This window comes from Streptomyces sp. KR55 (genome assembly GCF_052245645.1).
Lineage (GTDB): Bacteria > Actinomycetota > Actinomycetes > Streptomycetales > Streptomycetaceae > Streptomyces > Streptomyces flavusporus.
Genome location: NZ_JBQQCE010000192.1, coordinates 1 through 17,101 on the forward strand (window position 1 = coordinate 1; position 17,101 = coordinate 17,101).

Consider the following 17,101-nt stretch of genomic DNA (forward strand, 5'->3'; position numbering starts at 1 on the left):
GGGCGAAACACCATGCGGCTCCGCCGCGTGGCACCAGGGGCTATAGCTCAGTTGGTAGAGCGCCTGCATGGCATGCAGGAGGTCAGGAGTTCAATTCTCCTTAGCTCCACGGACGAATCCCGTCCACCTAAGGGGGCGGGATTTTTCGTTGTCGCCCGCTTGAGCAGTCCGGGCCCGGGAGGCGTATACCTCTCTGGGAGGCACGCCCGGGCTGCCGTGTCCGGACTGGTACCAAGGCGTCGCTGACCGTATTGGTCCGGTCGTGGCAGAATCAAACGGCCGGAAGGGGGCGCGGCCCGACGGGAGGGAGTAGCGATGCCTGCGAGCATCCTCGAGGAGGTCGGCCACCTCCTCGGCGGAGCGGCGTTGATACGGGACACGATCACCCGCCTCAGCTGCCCTTCCTGCGGTTCCGCGCATGTCGCCCAGGTCCTCGGGGACAACGGTGGCATCTCGTACGTGTGCACGGCCTGCGGCCACAGCTGGAGCTGATCGATGGGTGCACACAGGCGGAAGTGCGACTGGTGCGGCAGCGGCACGCCGATCGTCCGTGACATGGAACCGGTGAACCCCGACTACCAGTACTGGTGCGAGGAATGCGCGCGGGCGCTGATCATAAAGGGCGATCCGATCGAGACGTACCGCGAACTGGAGGGCGAGCCGATCTACGGCCGCCTCCTGGAGGAGCACTGCACGCTCAAACGGTTCTACTCGTTCGTGACGGCCTGACCTCTGCTGCGACCCTGCCCGCCGAGGCCGCGGCGAGCCCGAGGAAGAGGCAGCCCGTGGCCGCGTAGAGCCCCGACAGAGTGAACTCGATGCCGCCCTGGTCGAGTTCGGGCCGCCCCGGGCCGTGCGGCACCCACCACAGGGCGTACGAGCAGAACACCAGCAGCGTGCCGACGGCAACCGCACGGTGTCCGCGTGCTGCCAGAACGAGCACCACGGGCACGCACCACACCCAGTGGTGCGACCACGACACCGGGCAGACGAGCAGCGCCGTCACCGCACAGCAGGCCACCGCCCACGCCCGCTCGCCCCGCAACTCCGCCACCACCGCCACCACCAGCCCCGCCCCGGCCACGACGGCCGCGACGGCGGCCCAGACGGCGCCGGGATCCGGCGTGTGCAGCAGCCGGGCGAGGACGCCGCGCAGGGCCTGGTTCGCCGTCTCCTCGGCATACCCGACCCGGCCGGTCCGGAAGACCATGTGGGTCCAGAACCGCCACGAGTCGTACGGCAGGACGGCCGCCGCGAGGGCGGTCGCGCCGGCGAACGTGACCGCCGCCCCGCGCGCGTGCCGCAGCCAAGGGCCGCTGCGACGCCACCGGTGCGCCACGACACCGGTGGCGAGCAGGAAGACGGCGAACAGAGCGGGCGTCAGCTTGACGGCCGCCGCGAGCCCGATGCCCAGGCCCGCCCAGCGGTCGGGACGCCGTGCCAGATCCCACAGCACCAGCACCGCGAGCAGCAGATTGACCTGCCCGTACCGCAGCGTCGTCCACACCGGCTCGCACCACACGGCGACCGCCGAGACCCACCAGACCGTCGCCACGCGCGCGTGCCCCACGAGCCGCAGCGACAGCCGCACCAGCACCACAAGGAGTGCGAGGTTCCCGGCCGTCGCTAGCGTGCGCAGGCTCTCCGTTTCTGGGAGTGTCAGCGGGGTGAACAGCAGGGCCGCGAACGGCGGGTAGGTGGCGGGCAGTTGCGCCCAGGTCGCCCGCAGCGCGTACAGATCGCCGCCCGCCCGTACGGTCGCGCCCTCGGCCCGGTACACCATCAGGTCGAGCATCGAGACGTGTGCGGCCCGCTGGGCGATCCAGAACGCCGCGAAGGAAACGAGGCACGCCGCAAGGGCTACCGGCACCCGGCGGTGGACGGCGGAGAACGCGATCACGGTCACGGGGGTCGACCATAGCGGTCGTATCAGCGCAGAACGGAAACGATTTGGTGATGCCCCGGGTGGACCGTGTAAAGTTGGCGTCGCCGCCGGGGAAACCGGGCGGAACAATACAAGGGGCTATAGCTCAGTTGGTAGAGCGCCTGCATGGCATGCAGGAGGTCAGGAGTTCAATTCTCCTTAGCTCCACAAGTGCGAGGGCGACCTGCGTCCGCTGAAAAGCGCGGACCGGGTCGCCCTCGTCGTTTTCTGCGCGGCTGCGCCGCGCGTGGCGGAGGCTCTGCCGCCCGACCCCCTGTGGGCCTGTCCATGCGGCCGTCGGCCCGGAGCAAGCGCGGCACGGCCGACCGGAGTTGAAGGGGCCACCCCTGGACGGGACGGCCCCTTCCTTCGTGCTCAGCGGCCGAGGGCGCGGCGGCCGCGGCCCTGGGAGAGGACCGGGAGGTTGTTGCGGGTGGGCGCCTGGGAGCGGGTGTCCTCCTCGATGCGCAGGGCGAGGGCCGGGCAGCGGCGGACCGCGCGCAGCGCCTTCGCCTCGGCGTAGCGCGGGACCTGGGCCTGCGCGACCGTCGGGAAGCCGTCGGCGCCGAGTTCGAAGACCTCCGGGAGGATGTCGGCGCACAGCCCGTGGCCCCGGCACAGCGTCCAGTCGACGTAGATCTTCTGACGGCTGGGACCGTTCTCCTCGGACTCGCCGCCGCCCGGAATGCCCGTCGGAGCCCGGCCCCCCTCGAAGAGCGGCAGAACGCCCTCCACGGGCCGTCCGCAGCCGTTTCCGAGGACATGGGCCGCCAGGTCGTCGGTGAAGGCCTTGACGGTCGACTCCAGGAACATCGCCGAGCCGTCCGGGTGCGAGCATGCGCCGCGCCGCTTCACGTTCTTGGCGACCTGCTTGAGCGCCTCCAGGGCGGCCGGACCGCCGCCGTTGAGGATGTCCTCCATGCCGCGCGCGGCGGCCGGCAGGCCGAGATAGCAGGGACCGCACTGGCCCGCGCTCTCCTCCGCCAGCCACTGCGCCACCCGCAGCGACTCGCCGAGCGGGCAGGTGTCCTGACTGATCGGCAGAATCGCGCCGGCACCGAGCGAACCGCCCACCGCGTCGAGCGAATTGCGCGAGACGATCGCTTCGTTCACCGTCGCCGCGTCGATCCACTTGCCGTGGTAGCCGCCGGTGAGCACACCCTGCGGGACGGGCGGGGCGCCGGCCAGCTGGAGGACGTAGCGCAGCGGCACGCCCGTGGGAACCTCGATCACCATGGGGCGGGCGACCGCGCCGGAGACCGTGAGCATGACGGTGCCCGGCTCGTCGTACAGGCCGGTGTTGCCGTAGCGCTCCGGGCCGATGCGGGCGGCGATCGCCAGCTGGGCGAACGTCTCGGCGTTGGACAGCAGTGTGGGCGCGCCGCCGACGCCGCTCTGCGAGGCGCTGATCTTGCGGCCGGGCGGGATCGCCGGGCCGCCGTCGATGGAGCGGACCAGGGAGGCGGCGGCTCCCGTGACCATACGGACCGGATTCCGCTGCACGCGCGCGCGGAGTGCCGATCGGCGTCCGTTGCTCAGGCCGCGTTCGGCGAGCGCGGCCTCCATGGAGCGTTGCGTGGACTCACGGGTGACCCCCACCACGAGCGTGCGGGCACCCAGTGCCTCGGCGCACAGCAGGGCGCCGTCGAGGATCAGATGCGGGGCACGGTTGATCAGCACCGTGTCCTTGCGGCAGGCCGGTTCGTCCTCACTGCCGTTGACGACGACCACCGGCCGGACGCCGCGCTTGATCGCCGACTCGGCGACCGAGCGCAGCTTCTTGTGGAAGGGGAAGCCCGCGCCGCCGCGGCCCTTGAGGTTGATGCGTTCGGCGAGCTGTGCGAGCTGCTCGCCGCCCATGGGTTCGAGCGGCCCGTGCACCTTCAGATGCATGGGCAGATCGAGTCTTTCGACAAGGTCGAAGCCCGACGTGAGCTGGGGAAGACCGACTACGCGGACTTCTGGGACGTCGGGCAGGGCCTCGTTCACTTATAGCCTCCGGAAGGCGTGTTCCAAGGTTCGCCCGAACCCGGTGCGTCGAAGTCGTAGGACGCACCGGGCAGTGTTTCAGTGGCGGGACCGCTGTTGTACGTGTCACTCGGGTTGTACGTGTCATAGAGGGTGTTCGACTCACCGGTGTCGTACACATCACTCCCGCCGTACCCGCCGGCGTCCGGATTGCCGTAGGCCGGGATGTTGTATCCCGTGTCCTGGAGGGGGTCGTAGGACGACGGGGGCGCCTCGCCGACCGGGGGCGGGGACGGGATCGGCCAGGATCCGGACGTGCTGCCGCCGGAGTCCATGCGCGGGAGCGCCTCCGTGGGCTGGAAGTCCGGCAGATCCATGCGCGCGGTCTCTTCGGCGGCGAAGGACTGCTGGGCGCGTGTGGGGCGCCCGACGGCGCGGTAGGCGGCGGCGAATCCGCCGGTGGACTCCGCGGCGGTGGGCCGGGCGGGGGTCTCGTACGACGGGGTCCCGGACGGCCGGGACACCGGCCCGCGCGGGGCGGTCTCGTAGCCCGGCAGCGCGGACTCCGCGCCCACCCGGGCACGGCTTGCGTCGAGCTCCTCACGGCCGGTCCGGTCGTCGGTCCCCACGATCGCGGCGATCCGGTCGGCGACCTGGCGCTTGAACGGGCGGGGAGCCGCGCGCAGCGCCAGTGCCGCGATGACCGCGATCAGGCACAGGATGTACATGAACACGAAGAACGGCTTGGCCTGGCGGCCCGCGAGCAGTCCGTGGACCAGGGCCGCGCACCAGGCCGGGTAGGCCAGCGTGTGCATGGCCCGCCAGCGGGCCGCGACGGGCGCCGGGGAGGCGAAGGCGCTGCGCAGCGCGCCGGTGAGGCCCACGAAGATCATGAGCAGGCCGGCCAGGGAGCCGAGGCCGATGAGCCCCGCGCTGCCGGTGACACCGAGCGAGAACGGGAGTACCGCCGCGAGCAGGCCGACGTGTTCGAGTGCGACCTTGGCCGTGACGTGCAGCAGGAGGAACGCGATCGAGGCGACCGCCGTCGTCCGGTGCACCGCCTGCCCGATGATCCGCTGGCGCGCGTTGAGGAAGATCCGGTCCTGGGCGACCAGGCCCCAGATCACGGAGCAGGTGAGGGAGACGAGGGACAGGACGCCCGCGCCGAAGTTCAGGAACTCGCGGAACGTGTCACCTCCGACCAGCACGGCCACGGGTATGAGCACGAGGGCGACAGCCGTCGCCGCCCCATAGGCCGACCGGCCCGGTTGGGGGAGCGAGCTGTTACTGCGACGAGGGTTCATGGGGGCAACTCCGAGCGGATTCGGGAAAGCGGTCCCGCGCCGCACTCTAAGTCGAGCCATACCGATGGGTACGAGGTTTGAGTTATTGCGCTGTTATCAAAGGACAATGAGCTTGTTGTGATGCCCCTTAGCGGCCGTTACGCGAAGTAACCTTTGACCATTGTTCAGCGTTCCGGGGGTGGCACCCGGTGCCGGACGCCACCGAAAGGCCGTCGCGGGCCGCTCGACGGCTGCGGTACCCTGACGCCATGCGTGCCGTACGCCTTCTGCTTAGCGGGCCGCGCTGATCAGTCCCGGCCACCGGGTCAACCGAGTGGGCCGGAATCGGCGCGGCGTCCCCTCCTGTGCGAGGGGATTTTTCGTTTCCTGACGTGACAGCCGCTGGCAGAGACGATCGATGGAGCTTTGAGGATCATGAGCGAGACGAACCCCGCTGCCGCCGCAGCCGTGCCGGCGGAGGCCGCACCGCACCGCTACACGGCCGCCATGGCGGCCGAGATCGAGGCACGCTGGCAGGACTTCTGGGACGCCGAGGGCGTCTATGCGGCACCGAACCCGGAGGGTGACCTGGCGGGGGACCCCGAGACGGTCGCCAGGCCCAAGAAGTTCATCATGGACATGTTCCCGTACCCCTCCGGTGCGGGCCTGCACGTCGGCCACCCCCTGGGCTACATCGCCACCGATGTGTTCGCCCGGTTCCAGCGGATGACCGGCCACAACGTCCTGCACACCCTGGGCTTCGACGCCTTCGGCCTGCCCGCCGAGCAGTACGCCGTGCAGACCGGCACGCACCCGCGCGTGTCCACCGAGGCCAACATCGAGAACATGAAGTCCCAGCTGCGCCGGCTGGGCCTGGGCCACGACAAGCGCCGGTCGTTCGCGACGATCGACCCGGACTACTACAAGTGGACCCAGTGGATCTTCCTGCAGATCTTCAACTCCTGGTACGACGACGAGGCGAACAAGGCCCGCCCGATCTCCGAGCTGATCGCCCAGTTCGAGAGCGGCGAGCGCGCGCTGCCCGGTGGGCGCTCCTGGAACGAGCTGAGCGCCGCCGAGCGCGCCGACGTCCTGAGTGAGTACCGCCTGGCGTACGCCTCCGACGCGCCGGTCAACTGGTGCCCCGGCCTGGGAACCGTGCTGGCCAACGAGGAGGTCACCGCCGACGGTCGCTCCGAGCGCGGCAACTTCCCCGTCTTCAAGGCCAAGCTGCGCCAGTGGAACATGCGCATCACGGCGTACGCCGACCGGCTGCTGGACGACCTGGAGCAGCTGGACTGGCCCGAGGCCATCAAGCTGCAGCAGCGCAACTGGATCGGCCGCTCCGAGGGCGCCCGCGTCGACTTCCCGATCGACGGCGAGCGCATCACGGTCTTCACCACCCGCCCGGACACCCTGTTCGGTGCGACCTACATGGTGCTGGCGCCCGAGCACCCGCTGGTCGAGAAGTTCACGCCCCAGGAATGGCCCGAGGGCACGCATCAGGTGTGGACCGGCGGCCATGCGACCCCGGCCGAGGCCGTCGCCGCCTACCGTGCGCAGGCCGCCTCGAAGTCCGACGTCGAGCGGCAGGCCGAGGCCAAGGACAAGACCGGCGTCTTCATCGGCGCGTACGCGACCAACCCGGTCAACGGCGAGAAGATCCCCGTCTTCATCGCCGACTACGTCCTGATGGGCTACGGCACCGGCGCGATCATGGCCGTCCCGGCGGGCGACCAGCGCGACTTCGAGTTCGCGCGCGCCTTCGACCTGCCGATCCACTGCATCGTCGAGCCGACCGACGGTCGTGGTACGGACACCTCGACATGGGAGGACGCCTTCTCGTCGTACGACGCGAAGATCGTCAACTCCGCCAACGACGAGATCTCCCTGGACGGCCTGGGCGTCGTCGACGCCAAGGCGCGCATCACCGAGTGGCTGGAACGCAAGGGCATCGGCGAGGGCACCGTCAACTTCCGTCTGCGCGACTGGCTGTTCAGCCGCCAGCGCTACTGGGGCGAGCCCTTCCCGATCGTCTACGACGAGGAGGGCATCGCACACGCCCTGCCCGAGTCGATGCTGCCGCTGGAGCTGCCGGAGGTCGAGGACTACTCGCCGCGCACCTTCGACCCGGACGACGCCGACACCCAGCCCGAGACGCCGCTGTCGCGCAACGAGGAGTGGGTCAACGTCACCCTGGACCTGGGCGACGGGCCGAAGAAATACCGGCGCGAGACCAACACCATGCCCAACTGGGCCGGTTCCTGCTGGTACGAGCTGCGCTACCTGGACCCGCACAACGACCAGAAGCTGGTCGACCCGGAGATCGAGCGGTACTGGATGGGTCCGCGCGAGGGGCAGCCGCACGGCGGCGTCGACCTGTACGTCGGCGGCGCCGAGCACGCCGTGCTGCACCTGCTGTACGCGCGCTTCTGGTCCAAGGTGCTGTACGACCTGGGGCACATCTCCTCGGCGGAGCCGTTCCACAAGCTGTTCAACCAGGGCATGATCCAGGCCTACGTCTACCGCGACAGCCGCGGTATCGCGGTGCCCGCCGCCGAGGTGGAGGAGCGCGACGGCGCTTACTACTACCAGGGTGAGAAGGTCTCCCGGCTGCTGGGCAAGATGGGCAAGTCCCTGAAGAACGCGGTCACTCCGGACGAGATCTCCGCCGAGTACGGTGCCGACACGCTGCGGCTGTACGAGATGGCGATGGGCCCGCTGGACGTCTCCCGGCCGTGGGACACGCGCGCGGTGGTGGGCCAGTTCCGGCTGCTGCAGCGGCTGTGGCGCAACATCGTCGACGAGGCCACCGGTGAGTTGACGGTCGTCGACGCGGAGCCCGACGAGGAGACGCTGCGGGCGCTGCACAAGGCGATCGACGGTGTGCGCGGGGACCTGGAGGGCATGCGGTTCAACACCGCCATCGCCAAGGTCACCGAGCTGAACAACCACCTGACGAAGGCGGGAGGCGCGGTGCCGCGCTCCGTCGCCGAGCCGCTGGTGCTGATGGTCGCGCCGCTGGCGCCGCACATCGCCGAGGAGCTGTGGCGGAAGCTGGGGCACACCGGTTCGGTGGTGCACCAGGACTTCCCCGTCGCCGACCCGGCGTACGTGGTCGACGAGACCGTGACCTGTGTCGTGCAGGTCAAGGGCAAGGTCAAGGCGCGGCTGGAGGTGTCGCCGGCCATCTCCGAGGAGGAGCTGGAGAAGGCGGCACTGGCCGACGAGAAGGTCGTCGCCGCGCTGGGCGGGGCCGGGATCCGCAAGGTGATCGTGCGGGCGCCGAAGCTGGTGAACATCGTTCCGGCGTAGACACCTGCGGCTGACGGACTTCTGTGGAGCGACGGTCGTCCCCTAAGGGCTGGTTCGCTGGTCCGTGCGGGGAGGTTCGGGGTTCTGTGCGGGCAGGTTCGGGGTTCTCCTGGAACTCCGGGCCTGCCCGCCTCGTTTACCGTTGAAGAGCGACGCGGTACCTGCCGCGGCGGGGTCGGAGGAGGAGCATCGTGGAAGCAGTGTTCGCAGTGTTCGCCCTTCTCTTCGTGCTCTTCGTGGTGCTCGGCGCCTATGCCACCGTGAAGGTCGTCGGCGCCGCCAAGCGCGGTGTGGACCGCACCATCACGCAGGCCCGCCGCACCGTCGAGGACCACACGCTGCGAGCCAAGTCCTTCGCCCAGCCCGGCCCGGCGGGCGAGATCGCCCAGCTGCGGCTGTCACTGCGGACGTCGATGCGGGCCACCCAGGACGCGCTGCACGCGGGTGCCGCCGAGGACGAATCCCTGAAGGAGGCCCTCGGTCTCTTCCAGCGGCTCAGCGCGCACGGGCACGAACTGGACGACGAACTCAGGCGCCTGGAGTCCGAACCGGACCGGGCGACGCTGGCCGAGCGGCTGCCCACGCTGCGCGAGCGTACCGAGCGCATCACACGGTCGGCCGACTCGCTGCGCTGGGCCGCCCGCGACCGGGCCCACCGCTTCGCGGACGACGACCTGGACTCCCTGAGCACACAGATCGACGTCGAGGCCGGCGCCCTGCGGCACTGGACCACCTCCGACACCTCGGCGACGCCGCCCCCGTGGCCGGAGGCACCGGCGGCCGACGCGGCGGCGCACCAGCAGACCTGGCCGGAAACCCCGCAGCCGAACACGGCCGAGGAACCGACGCGCCCCGCCATCACCCCGCCGGGCCCGCGCCCCGCCTACCCCTGGCAGAAGAAGCCCCGCCCCGAGAGCACGACCTGAACCCTCCGCTCCCGCCCGCGTTTCCGTGGCGAGCCGAGGCCGGCCCCGGCACAGGTGAGAGGGCCGGGCTGCCGCCCGGGCGCTACGCCAGGTAACCTCCAGCTCATGTCCCGCCATGTCGCGATCGTCACCGATTCAACGGCCTACCTGCCGCCACGGACGATGGAGCGCCATGGCATCACCGCGGTGCCGCTGACCGTGGTCCTCGGTGACCGGGCCCTCGAGGAGGGCACCGAGATCTCGACCCGCTCCCTGGCCCAGGCGCTCCAGAAGCGACGCCCCGTCACCACCTCACGCCCCAGCCCTCAACTCTTCGCCGAGACCTACCGCAAGGTCGCCGAGGCCGGCGCCACCGGCATCGTCTCCCTGCACCTGTCCGCCGAACTGTCCGGCACCTACGACGCGGCGGTCCTGGCGGCGCGTGAGGCTCCGGTACCGGTGCGCGTGGTGGACACCGGGATGATCGCGATGGCGCTCGGCTTCTGCGCGCTGGCCGCGGCCGAGGCGGCGGACGCGGGCGGCACGGTGGACGAGGCGGTCACAGCCGCGGAGAAACGGGCCGCCGGGACGTCCGCCTACTTCTATGTCGACACCCTCGACTATCTGCGCCGTGGCGGCCGGATCGGCACCGCGCAGGCCCTCTTCGGCTCCGCGCTCGCCGTGAAGCCGCTGCTCCAGCTGAACGGTGGCCGTATCGAACCCCTGGAGAAGGTCCGCACGGCGTCGAAGGCGATCGCGCGGCTGGAGGAGATCGCGGCCGAGCGGGCGGGCGGTGCACAGGTCGACATCGCCGTCCACCATCTCGCGGCGGCCGACCGCGCGTCGGCCCTGGCGGACCGCTTGCGGGCGCGGGTTCAGGGGCTGGCCGACCTGCATGTGAGCGAGGTGGGGGCGGTGATCGGGGCGCATACGGGGCCGGGGTTGCTGGGCGTTGTGGTGTCGCCGCGGTGAGGGGCGTCGGCACGCTGCGTTCACTCGTGTGGGTGGCGAGGTTTTCCACAACTGGGCGGTAGTCCCCGGGAATTGAGCAAGATCATCGCGAGGGTGCGGCAGTGCCGGATCCTCGTCGCATGGCACTTCGATCACGCACTCGCGCAGCATCCGTCACCAGCGGACCGGGCCGAGGTCCCGCCTCCGACGGCCGTACTCGCCATCGCCATCACCATCGCCGTCCACCGGCGCGGGGCCGGAGCCGCAGTCGGCATGCGTCGGCAGAGGAACTCCGTCGACGGGCCGAGGTGCTCTTCGCCGAACGGGCCGGGGAATGGCGGGAGTCGGGGGCGGGGCCTCCGGTTGAGGGGCGGTCGAGTCCCGGGGAGGCCGGCGGGCGGGAGGCGGACCCCGGTGGCGAGGAGACGCCAACTGCGCCTGTCGGGGCGGAGGCCGGGTCCTGGCGGGAGCGGGCCGGGCTTGCCGTGCGGGAGCGGATGCCGCTGTGGTTGCAGGCGAGGTGTGGTCTGGAGCGGCGGAGCGTGCTCGCGCTCACCGTGGTGCTCGTCGTCGCCGCCGGCTTCGCCGTGCAGCACTTCTGGACCGGGCGGACGCAGTCCGTGCAGGCGCCCGAGGTGGTCAAGGCGGCGGCTCCGTACGGAGTTCAGGACGCCGGGCCTGCCGCGTCGGGCTCGCTGCCAGGCCCGGCCGGCGCCACCGGCACGCCCGTCGCCGAGATCGTGGTGGACGTCAGCGGAAAGGTGCGCGAACCCGGGATTCACCGGCTGCCGGCCGGTTCGCGCGTCGCCGACGCACTGCGCGCGGCCGGTGGGGTGCGTCCCGGCACGGACATCGACGGCCTCAACCGCGCACGCCTTCTCGTGGACGGTGAGCAAGTGGTCGTCGGCGGACCCCCGCCCGTCCCGGCACCGGGTGCCCCCGCCGGAGCACCGGCGGGAGCAGCACCCGGGGTCCCGGCGGGACCCGTCTCCCTGAACACCGCCACGGTGGAACAGCTCGACACGCTGCCCGGCGTCGGCCCCGTGCTCGCGCAGCACATCATCGACTACCGCACGCAGCACGGCGGCTTCCGCTCGGTGGACGAGCTGCGGGAGGTCAACGGCATCGGCGAGCGACGGTTCGCCGACCTGCGGGATCTGGTACGGCCATGAGGCAGGAGCAGGAGCTTCCTTCCGTCGCCCGCCGAGCCGTGCACGCCGCCTCCGGCAAGCGGCTGGGAGCCGCCCACCCGCGGCAGGAGGGCCCGACGGACCTCCGCCTCGTACCGCCCGCCCTCGCGGCGTGGGCGACCGCGGCGTCGGCGCTGCATGCCGCGCCGGGACTGCTCACCGGGGTCGTGGTCACCTGCCTGGTCGTGGCCGGTGGGCTGCTGCTCCGGCGGCGGCTCGGAAGGGGTGATAGAGGCCGATGGGGCGCAAGAGACCGACGTCCGGCGGTCGAGCGGCCGCGTGTCCCGGTCGCCGCTGTGCTGCTCTGTGTCGCCGCGGCCGCAGCGTCGGCCGGGCTGCACGGGGCGGACCTGCGCCGGGGGCCGGTGCCGGGGCTGGCGCGGCAGTTCGCCTGGGTGTCCGCCGAGGTGGAGGTCACCTCCGATCCCCGGCTGACCCGGCCCCGTGTCACGGGAAATCGCCTGGCTCCGGCCTCCGTGCTGCTGAACGCGCAGGTGCGAGGCGTGGAGGTGACGCCAGGGACGAGGACGGTGACGCGGACACCGGTACTGGTGATCGTCGACGCCGAGCGGGGTGCCGGGCGTGAGTGGCTCAAGCTGCTGCCCTCCACACGGGTCAGGGTGACCGGGCGGCTGGCGCCCGCTGCGGCGGGCGGCGACCGGATCGCGGCGGTGCTGCGGGTCCGGGATCAGCCGGTGCCGGAGGTGGTGGGGGAGCCGTCGGGGGCGCAACGGTTCGCGGGGCGGTTGCGTCAGGGGCTGCGGGAGGCCACCGACGGGCTGCCGGCGGACGCGCGTGCGCTGCTGCCGGGGCTGGTCGTCGGGGACACCTCGCGGATCACACCGGAGCTGGACGAGGCCTTCAAGGAGACCGATCTCGCGCACACACTCGCCGTGTCCGGGAGCAACCTCACGATCATTCTCGCCCTGCTCCTGGGGCCGCCCGGCCTGGCGCAGCGCAGTGAGCGCCGTGGCCTCGCACCCCGGCTCGGTATCCCGCTTCGGGCGACCGCGGTGCTCGGCGGAGCGCTCACGCTGGGCTTCGTGGTCGTGTGCAGACCCGACCCGAGCGTGCTGCGGGCCGCGGCCTGCGGAGCCGTAGCACTGCTCGCCCTGGCGACCGGTCGGCGCAGATCGCTGATCCCGGCACTGGCCGCGGCAGTGCTGCTGCTGGTGCTGTACGACCCTTGGCTGGCCCGCAGTTACGGCTTCCTGCTGTCGGTCCTGGCCACCGGCGCCCTGCTCACCCTCGCGCCTCGCTGGAGCGCCGCGCTGCAACGGCGCCGGGTGCCGCCCAGGCTCGCCGAGGCGCTGGCCGCGGCGGCCGCGGCGCAGGCGCTGTGCGCGCCGGTCGTCGCGGTGCTGTCGGCCCGGGTGAGCCTGGTGGCGGTGCCGTGCAACCTGCTCGCGGAGTTCGCGATCGCGCCGGCCACGGTACTGGGCTTCGCGGCACTCGCGGCAGCGCCGGTGGCGATGCCGGTGGCCAAGGCGCTGGCGTGGGGCGCAAGTTGGCCTGCCGGGTGGATCGCGGACGTCGCCCGGACCGGGGCGGCGCTGCCCGGCGCCGGAGTGGACTGGCCGGGCAGCTGGTCCGGGGCGGCACTGCTCGTCCTGGTCACGGTGGGCGTCGTGGTCGCCGACCGACGGTTGCTGAGGCACCCGTGGCTGTGCGCGGCCTGCGGGGCGCTGCTGGCACTGGCCGTGGTGCAGCCGCCGCCGCTGACCAGGGTGATCACGGGCTGGCCGCCGCCGGGCTGGCGGCTGGCGATGTGCGACGTGGGGCAGGGCGACGCGACGGTGCTCGCGGCGGGCGAGGGAACCGGGGTCGTCGTGGATGCGGGCCCGGACCCGAGGCTGGTCGACCGGTGCCTGCGCGACCTCGGCATCACCAGGATCCCCCTGGTGGTCCTCACCCACTTCCACGCCGACCATGTGGCCGGGCTGCCCGGCGTTCTGCGGGGGCGTGCGGTGGGGGCGGTCGAGACGACGGGATTCGAAGAACCCTCGGACCAGGCGGAGTTCGTCAGAAGACAGGCGGCTGCCCGGGGGATTCCGGTCCGGCATGCCCTCGCGGGGGAGCAGCGGCGCACCGGAGACCTGTCCTGGCAGGTGCTGTGGCCGCCGCCGCGTCCGGCACCGGCCCCGGAGGGTCCGAACGATGCCAGCGTCGCCCTGCTCGTACGGTCGGGAGGGCTGCGGATGCTGCTGCTCGGGGACCTCGAACCCCCGGCCCAGCAGGCCTTGTTGCGGTCACCGGCGGCCGCGGTGCTGGGCGGCGTGGACGTGCTCAAGGTGGCCCACCATGGAAATGCCTTAGTCCACAAGAACGTTGTGACCTGGGCAAACAGGCGTGAGGGTGGTCGGCGAGCAGCAAAAACCGCCCTGCCGGAGGCTTGCGGACCTCCAGCAGGGCGGTGCTCAATGCAGCACACCTGACGGTCTGTCACGAAAAGCGCCAGGGCTGGCGCTGACATCTGAACACGTGCCCTCCACTTTTGTCGAGTGCCTCGCGATCACCCGGACTGGATCATCGAACGGCGTCGCGAGCTGGGCGGACGCATCGCCGACCTGCGGACCGCCGCGCACCACACCCAGGAAAGCTTCTGCGAGGTCACCGGAATCAGTCGCCGCACCCTCCAGCGCATCGAGTCCGGCGAAGCCGACCCCCGCTACAGCGACCTGCTACGCATCGCTGCCGTCCTCGACATCCGCGTCTCCGTCCTCACCGACTGACCCCGGACACAACGGAGGCCCCGCCCATCTGCCACGGGGGGAAGCAGACAAGCGGGGCCGTCTCGGGTCGGCTACGGCCGGGGAGGAAGCGGACAGCCGACGTCGGGGTGGAAGAGGTTGGGGCAGCACACCACGGACATGCTCAGCAGGCTCTTGCCCTGGGTGTAGTGACACCAGGTGGTGTCGACGCCCCGGGACAGCCCGTCGTAGGTGTAGGCGATCAGGGTGCCCAGAGGGAGGTAGGCCCGCAAGCCGTCGGGCCTCTCGAAGGGCGGGTTGTCGGTGTAGCGCTGCTTGAGCCACTCGACGGCATCGGTGATGTCCGTCCAGGTGCGGTCGGCAGCGGTCTGCCCGCGCTTCACCAGCCAGTGGCCGGTCATGATGGGGGGCAGACCGCTGTTCTCGAACTCGTGGGCTGCCTCGCGGTACCGCTGCAGCAGGCGGATGGCCTGCTTGTCGTCGTCCGAGGTCGGAGGCGGCGGGGGGTCAGGATGTGGAGGCCGCCGGTTGCCTTCCTGGTGGTACAGGTCCGGCGATCCGATCCACGGGCCGTAGCCGTGCCAATGGCCAGCCCAGTTCTGACTGGTGAGCTTGGGTTCCTGACGTTCTCGCGTGGCGGCGGTCACGGGCGCAGACCCTAGCGCAGGCGCGGGGCGGGGGACGGGGATTCCGCCAGGGCCGCGCGGCGCAGCGTGGCGGCCATCTCCGCCGTGTCCATGTTCATCAGGGCGCCGACGAGGATGCCCCGGACGTCCTCGACGATCGCCTCGGGCTTGTCGAGGAGCTGGGTGGGCGGGATGCCGTCGCGGGCCTCGGAGTCGTCGAGGAGATGGCGGGTGAGGACCCCGGCGACCTCCTCGGCGGCCCAGTGCAGGGTGCGCTGCTTGAGCGCGAAGGTCAGGTGCAGGCTGGGCTGGGTGCCGGTCCGGTTGTGCGGGGAGTGCACCCAGCCCCTAGGCAACCAAAGCACGTCCCCGGCGTTCAGGGTGATCTCCTGCTCCGGGGCGGTGGTGGCGAGGTACTCGCGCTCGGAGGGGGTGAAGCCCCGCCGGCGGAAGTTCTCGTACTCCTCCACCGGGTGCTCGACGAACGGCCGGTGCAGGGGCCAGATCTTGCTGCCGTGGATCTGGAGGACGAGGGTGACGTAGGGGTCGAAGTGGTACCGGAGCCCATGCTGCTTGGGCGGGGTGAGGTAGGCGTTGAAGTGCGTCTCGTAGCCGGTCTCCCGGGCAACCTCGCGGCGCAGAACCGACAGCGAGGGCTTGATCGTCTGCAGCCGTCGGATCGACAGCGAGCAGCCGTCGTCCAGGTAGCGGCGTACGGCACCAGGGTTGGGCATGTCGGGGTTGGCGCTGTACTCGCGGTCGTCAACCGTCTCGCCGTCGCGGATGAGGCGCACGTTGCGGTTCGGCAGGCAGTCGTGGTCGATGAGTGCGTCGACCTCAGCCATGGTGAGCAGGGAGTCGAAGGCGTGCTCGCCGTGGTGGTAGATGCGGGGTTCGGTGGGCCAGTCACCGAAGAGTTCAGCGGCGTCGGGGACCAGGTCGGCCAGCGGCATGATGGAGCTCCTGTTCGGGTAGCGTGGCGGGGTGGCGCCCAGGGCCACCGTCCGGCCCTGGGCGCCACTGGTGTGCCGGTCAGAGGGTGGGGTTACCGGCGATCTCCGGGGTGTTCCGCAGCAGCCAGTAGAGGGCGCGCAGCTCGCCGACGGTGCCGCGCAGCTCACGGCCGGAGTCCTCCGGCTTGTTGCCGGTGATGGAGTAGCCGCCACCCTTCAGTTCGGCGATACCCAGGCAGGACTCCATGTCGGTGTTGGATCCGTCCGTGTTGCACATGTAGTCGTACGGGCCGACCAGCTCTCGACCGTAGAGACCGGTGCTGGCGGGGTCCGTGCCGCCGCTGGTGTTCGTGGTCATGGTGTTTCCTCCTTGACTGTGCGATCGGTGCCGGGCCCCTGGCTGGGACCCTGGGAGGCTGTACGCCTCCCTGCCAGTGCCGGAGCCTGTGCGGATTCGACGCCGGCAGGGATGTGTGCGGTCCCCCAACGGGACGGGCGTTGTGGGACCCGTCCCGCCGGAGTCTTGCGGGACACCGACGGGACGGGCGTTCATGGGTGCGACCCTGACCCTGCGGTCGCCGTGGGGCCCCTCACGGGGCGGGTTGCCGCGTCAGCGGCGGCGTGGGACGTTCGCGCAGCGGCAGTGGATCCGGCCGGCCGGGGTCGAGCCGCCGGAGGGGCTGGCGTGGTCGTACGGCACCCAGGCGTCGCCTGCCTCGATCGGCTTGTCGCAGGCCAGGCACATCGCCACGCCGGTCAGCGCGTCGTAGTGGTCGCACAGGGCCATGACGGACCGGGCGAGCCGCCTGACACGGTCGACCTCGCCGTAGAGGCCCGCAGCCTCGGGCTCCTCCAGACGCCGCCGGGCCTCGCCGACAGCGGCCAGCGCCACCTTCGCCGGAACGTCTTCCGGGGGCAGGACTTCGGCGAGCTGCTCGACCTGCGGGATCAGCTGCTTCAGGTAGCCGTGGAAGCCCTGGCTGAAGAGCTTCACGCTCTGGTGGCGCGGCACCGTGCGCTGGTCCAGGAGCCAGGTCGCTGCGGCGCGCATCGTGGCGGTGGACTGCGCGGGAGTCTCGGTCTCGTCGCGGGTGGCGTTCACCTGGCAGCTCCCGCCCGGCGGTGGACGGGGCAGGCGCACGGCGCGAGCTGCGTGTTCAGCGGTTCGAGGGCGGGCTCGTACCCGTGCGGCACGCTGACCGTGGCGCGCGGCGGGCTCACCACGACCCCGTCCCGGCTGACCGTGTACACCTCGATGGTCATCTTGGCCCCCCG

General features: G+C 71.4%; 15 protein-coding genes and 2 tRNA genes. 10 read left to right on the plus strand and 7 right to left on the minus strand.

The genetic code is table 11. The annotated features are described in order from the left end of the window. Positions 1–36: 36 nt before the first annotated feature. The 3 genes from ACTWQJ_RS26310 (at position 37) to ACTWQJ_RS26320 (ending at position 729) form a co-directional block, all read left to right on the plus strand. Positions 37–109: transfer RNA gene (locus ACTWQJ_RS26310), tRNA-Ala, on the plus strand. Between the two features lie 206 nt (positions 110–315). Then, positions 316–492 carry a hypothetical protein gene (locus tag ACTWQJ_RS26315; protein WP_129802364.1) on the plus strand — a complete coding sequence of 59 codons (177 nt, stop codon included), beginning with the start codon at positions 316–318 and terminating at the stop codon, positions 490–492. Between the two features lie 3 nt (positions 493–495). Beyond that, the gene (locus ACTWQJ_RS26320) at positions 496–729 is read left to right on the plus strand and encodes a hypothetical protein (protein WP_003976229.1); all 234 of its coding nucleotides are present in this window, start codon (positions 496–498) and stop codon (positions 727–729) included. Here ACTWQJ_RS26320 and ACTWQJ_RS26325 read toward each other — a convergent pair. Beyond that, complete coding sequence (locus ACTWQJ_RS26325) at positions 698–1,906, minus strand: glycosyltransferase 87 family protein (protein WP_443309036.1); 1,209 nt, start codon at positions 1,904–1,906, stop codon at positions 698–700. The genes ACTWQJ_RS26320 and ACTWQJ_RS26325 overlap by 32 nt on opposite strands. Before the next feature lie 113 nt (positions 1,907–2,019). On the opposite strand from ACTWQJ_RS26325, the gene ACTWQJ_RS26330 reads away from it, so the two are divergent. Then, positions 2,020–2,092, plus strand: a tRNA-Ala gene (locus ACTWQJ_RS26330). A 207-nt stretch (positions 2,093–2,299) separates the two neighbouring features. Here ACTWQJ_RS26330 and ACTWQJ_RS26335 read toward each other — a convergent pair. Both ACTWQJ_RS26335 and ACTWQJ_RS26340 read right to left on the minus strand, forming a co-directional pair. Then, positions 2,300–3,913 carry an NADH-ubiquinone oxidoreductase-F iron-sulfur binding region domain-containing protein gene (locus ACTWQJ_RS26335; protein ID WP_443309037.1) on the minus strand — a complete coding sequence of 538 codons (1,614 nt, stop codon included), beginning with the start codon at positions 3,911–3,913 and terminating at the stop codon, positions 2,300–2,302. Further along, positions 3,910–5,196 carry a cytochrome b/b6 domain-containing protein gene (locus tag ACTWQJ_RS26340; RefSeq protein WP_443309038.1) on the minus strand — a complete coding sequence of 429 codons (1,287 nt, stop codon included), beginning with the start codon at positions 5,194–5,196 and terminating at the stop codon, positions 3,910–3,912. The genes ACTWQJ_RS26335 and ACTWQJ_RS26340 overlap by 4 nt, the downstream gene beginning before the upstream one ends. A 414-nt stretch (positions 5,197–5,610) precedes the next feature. Here ACTWQJ_RS26340 and leuS point away from each other — a divergent pair, with 414 nt between their 5' ends. From leuS to ACTWQJ_RS26370, 6 genes are all read left to right on the plus strand, one after another. Further along, positions 5,611–8,490: a leucine--tRNA ligase gene (leuS, locus tag ACTWQJ_RS26345; RefSeq protein ID WP_443309039.1), complete on the plus strand. Its 2,880-nt coding sequence runs from the start codon at positions 5,611–5,613 to the stop codon at positions 8,488–8,490. Between the two features lie 191 nt (positions 8,491–8,681). Then, positions 8,682–9,416, plus strand: a complete 735-nt coding sequence (locus ACTWQJ_RS26350; RefSeq protein WP_443309040.1) for a hypothetical protein — start codon at positions 8,682–8,684, stop codon at positions 9,414–9,416. Between the two features lie 105 nt (positions 9,417–9,521). Further along, positions 9,522–10,367, plus strand: a complete 846-nt coding sequence (locus ACTWQJ_RS26355; protein ID WP_443309041.1) for a DegV family protein — start codon at positions 9,522–9,524, stop codon at positions 10,365–10,367. A gap of 119 nt (positions 10,368–10,486) precedes the next feature. Then, entirely contained in the window at positions 10,487–11,518 is a 1,032-nt protein-coding gene (locus ACTWQJ_RS26360) for a helix-hairpin-helix domain-containing protein (RefSeq protein ID WP_443309042.1), read from the plus strand. Continuing rightward, positions 11,515–13,971, plus strand: coding sequence for a ComEC/Rec2 family competence protein (locus ACTWQJ_RS26365; protein ID WP_443309043.1), 2,457 nt, complete (start codon positions 11,515–11,517; stop codon positions 13,969–13,971). Before ACTWQJ_RS26360 ends, ACTWQJ_RS26365 begins: the two co-directional genes overlap by 4 nt. A 66-nt stretch (positions 13,972–14,037) precedes the next feature. Next, entirely contained in the window at positions 14,038–14,268 is a 231-nt protein-coding gene (locus ACTWQJ_RS26370) for a helix-turn-helix domain-containing protein (RefSeq protein WP_443309044.1), read from the plus strand. A 71-nt stretch (positions 14,269–14,339) separates the two neighbouring features. Here the strand turns inward: ACTWQJ_RS26370 and ACTWQJ_RS26375 are convergent, their stop codons facing one another. The 4 genes from ACTWQJ_RS26375 to ACTWQJ_RS26390 form a co-directional block, all read right to left on the minus strand. Continuing rightward, positions 14,340–14,894, minus strand: coding sequence for a hypothetical protein (locus ACTWQJ_RS26375; protein ID WP_443309045.1), 555 nt, complete (start codon positions 14,892–14,894; stop codon positions 14,340–14,342). A gap of 11 nt (positions 14,895–14,905) precedes the next feature. Then, positions 14,906–15,826, minus strand: a complete 921-nt coding sequence (locus ACTWQJ_RS26380; RefSeq protein WP_443309046.1) for a JmjC domain-containing protein — start codon at positions 15,824–15,826, stop codon at positions 14,906–14,908. Positions 15,827–15,905: 79 nt separating this feature from the next. Further along, positions 15,906–16,184 carry a DUF397 domain-containing protein gene (locus ACTWQJ_RS26385; RefSeq protein WP_443309047.1) on the minus strand — a complete coding sequence of 93 codons (279 nt, stop codon included), beginning with the start codon at positions 16,182–16,184 and terminating at the stop codon, positions 15,906–15,908. A gap of 252 nt (positions 16,185–16,436) precedes the next feature. Further along, the gene (locus ACTWQJ_RS26390; RefSeq protein WP_443309048.1) at positions 16,437–16,928 is read right to left on the minus strand and encodes a DUF6415 family natural product biosynthesis protein; all 492 of its coding nucleotides are present in this window, start codon (positions 16,926–16,928) and stop codon (positions 16,437–16,439) included. Positions 16,929–17,101 lie beyond the last annotated feature (173 nt).

Excerpts from the sequence above, each read along its gene's own strand:
- ACTWQJ_RS26315 (WP_129802364.1), top strand. The coding sequence starts at position 316 with ATGCCTGCGAGCATCCTCGAGGAGGTCGGCCACCTCCTCGGCGGAGCG.
- ACTWQJ_RS26380 (WP_443309046.1), bottom strand. The coding sequence starts at position 15,826 with ATGCCGCTGGCCGACCTGGTCCCCGACGCCGCTGAACTCTTCGGTGAC.
- ACTWQJ_RS26365 (WP_443309043.1), top strand. The coding sequence starts at position 11,515 with ATGAGGCAGGAGCAGGAGCTTCCTTCCGTCGCCCGCCGAGCCGTGCAC.
- ACTWQJ_RS26360 (WP_443309042.1), top strand. The coding sequence starts at position 10,487 with ATGGCACTTCGATCACGCACTCGCGCAGCATCCGTCACCAGCGGACCG.
- ACTWQJ_RS26385 (WP_443309047.1), bottom strand. The coding sequence starts at position 16,184 with ATGACCACGAACACCAGCGGCGGCACGGACCCCGCCAGCACCGGTCTC.
- ACTWQJ_RS26320 (WP_003976229.1), top strand. The coding sequence starts at position 496 with ATGGGTGCACACAGGCGGAAGTGCGACTGGTGCGGCAGCGGCACGCCG.
- leuS (WP_443309039.1), top strand. The coding sequence starts at position 5,611 with ATGAGCGAGACGAACCCCGCTGCCGCCGCAGCCGTGCCGGCGGAGGCC.
- ACTWQJ_RS26340 (WP_443309038.1), bottom strand. The coding sequence starts at position 5,196 with ATGAACCCTCGTCGCAGTAACAGCTCGCTCCCCCAACCGGGCCGGTCG.
- ACTWQJ_RS26355 (WP_443309041.1), top strand. The coding sequence starts at position 9,522 with ATGTCCCGCCATGTCGCGATCGTCACCGATTCAACGGCCTACCTGCCG.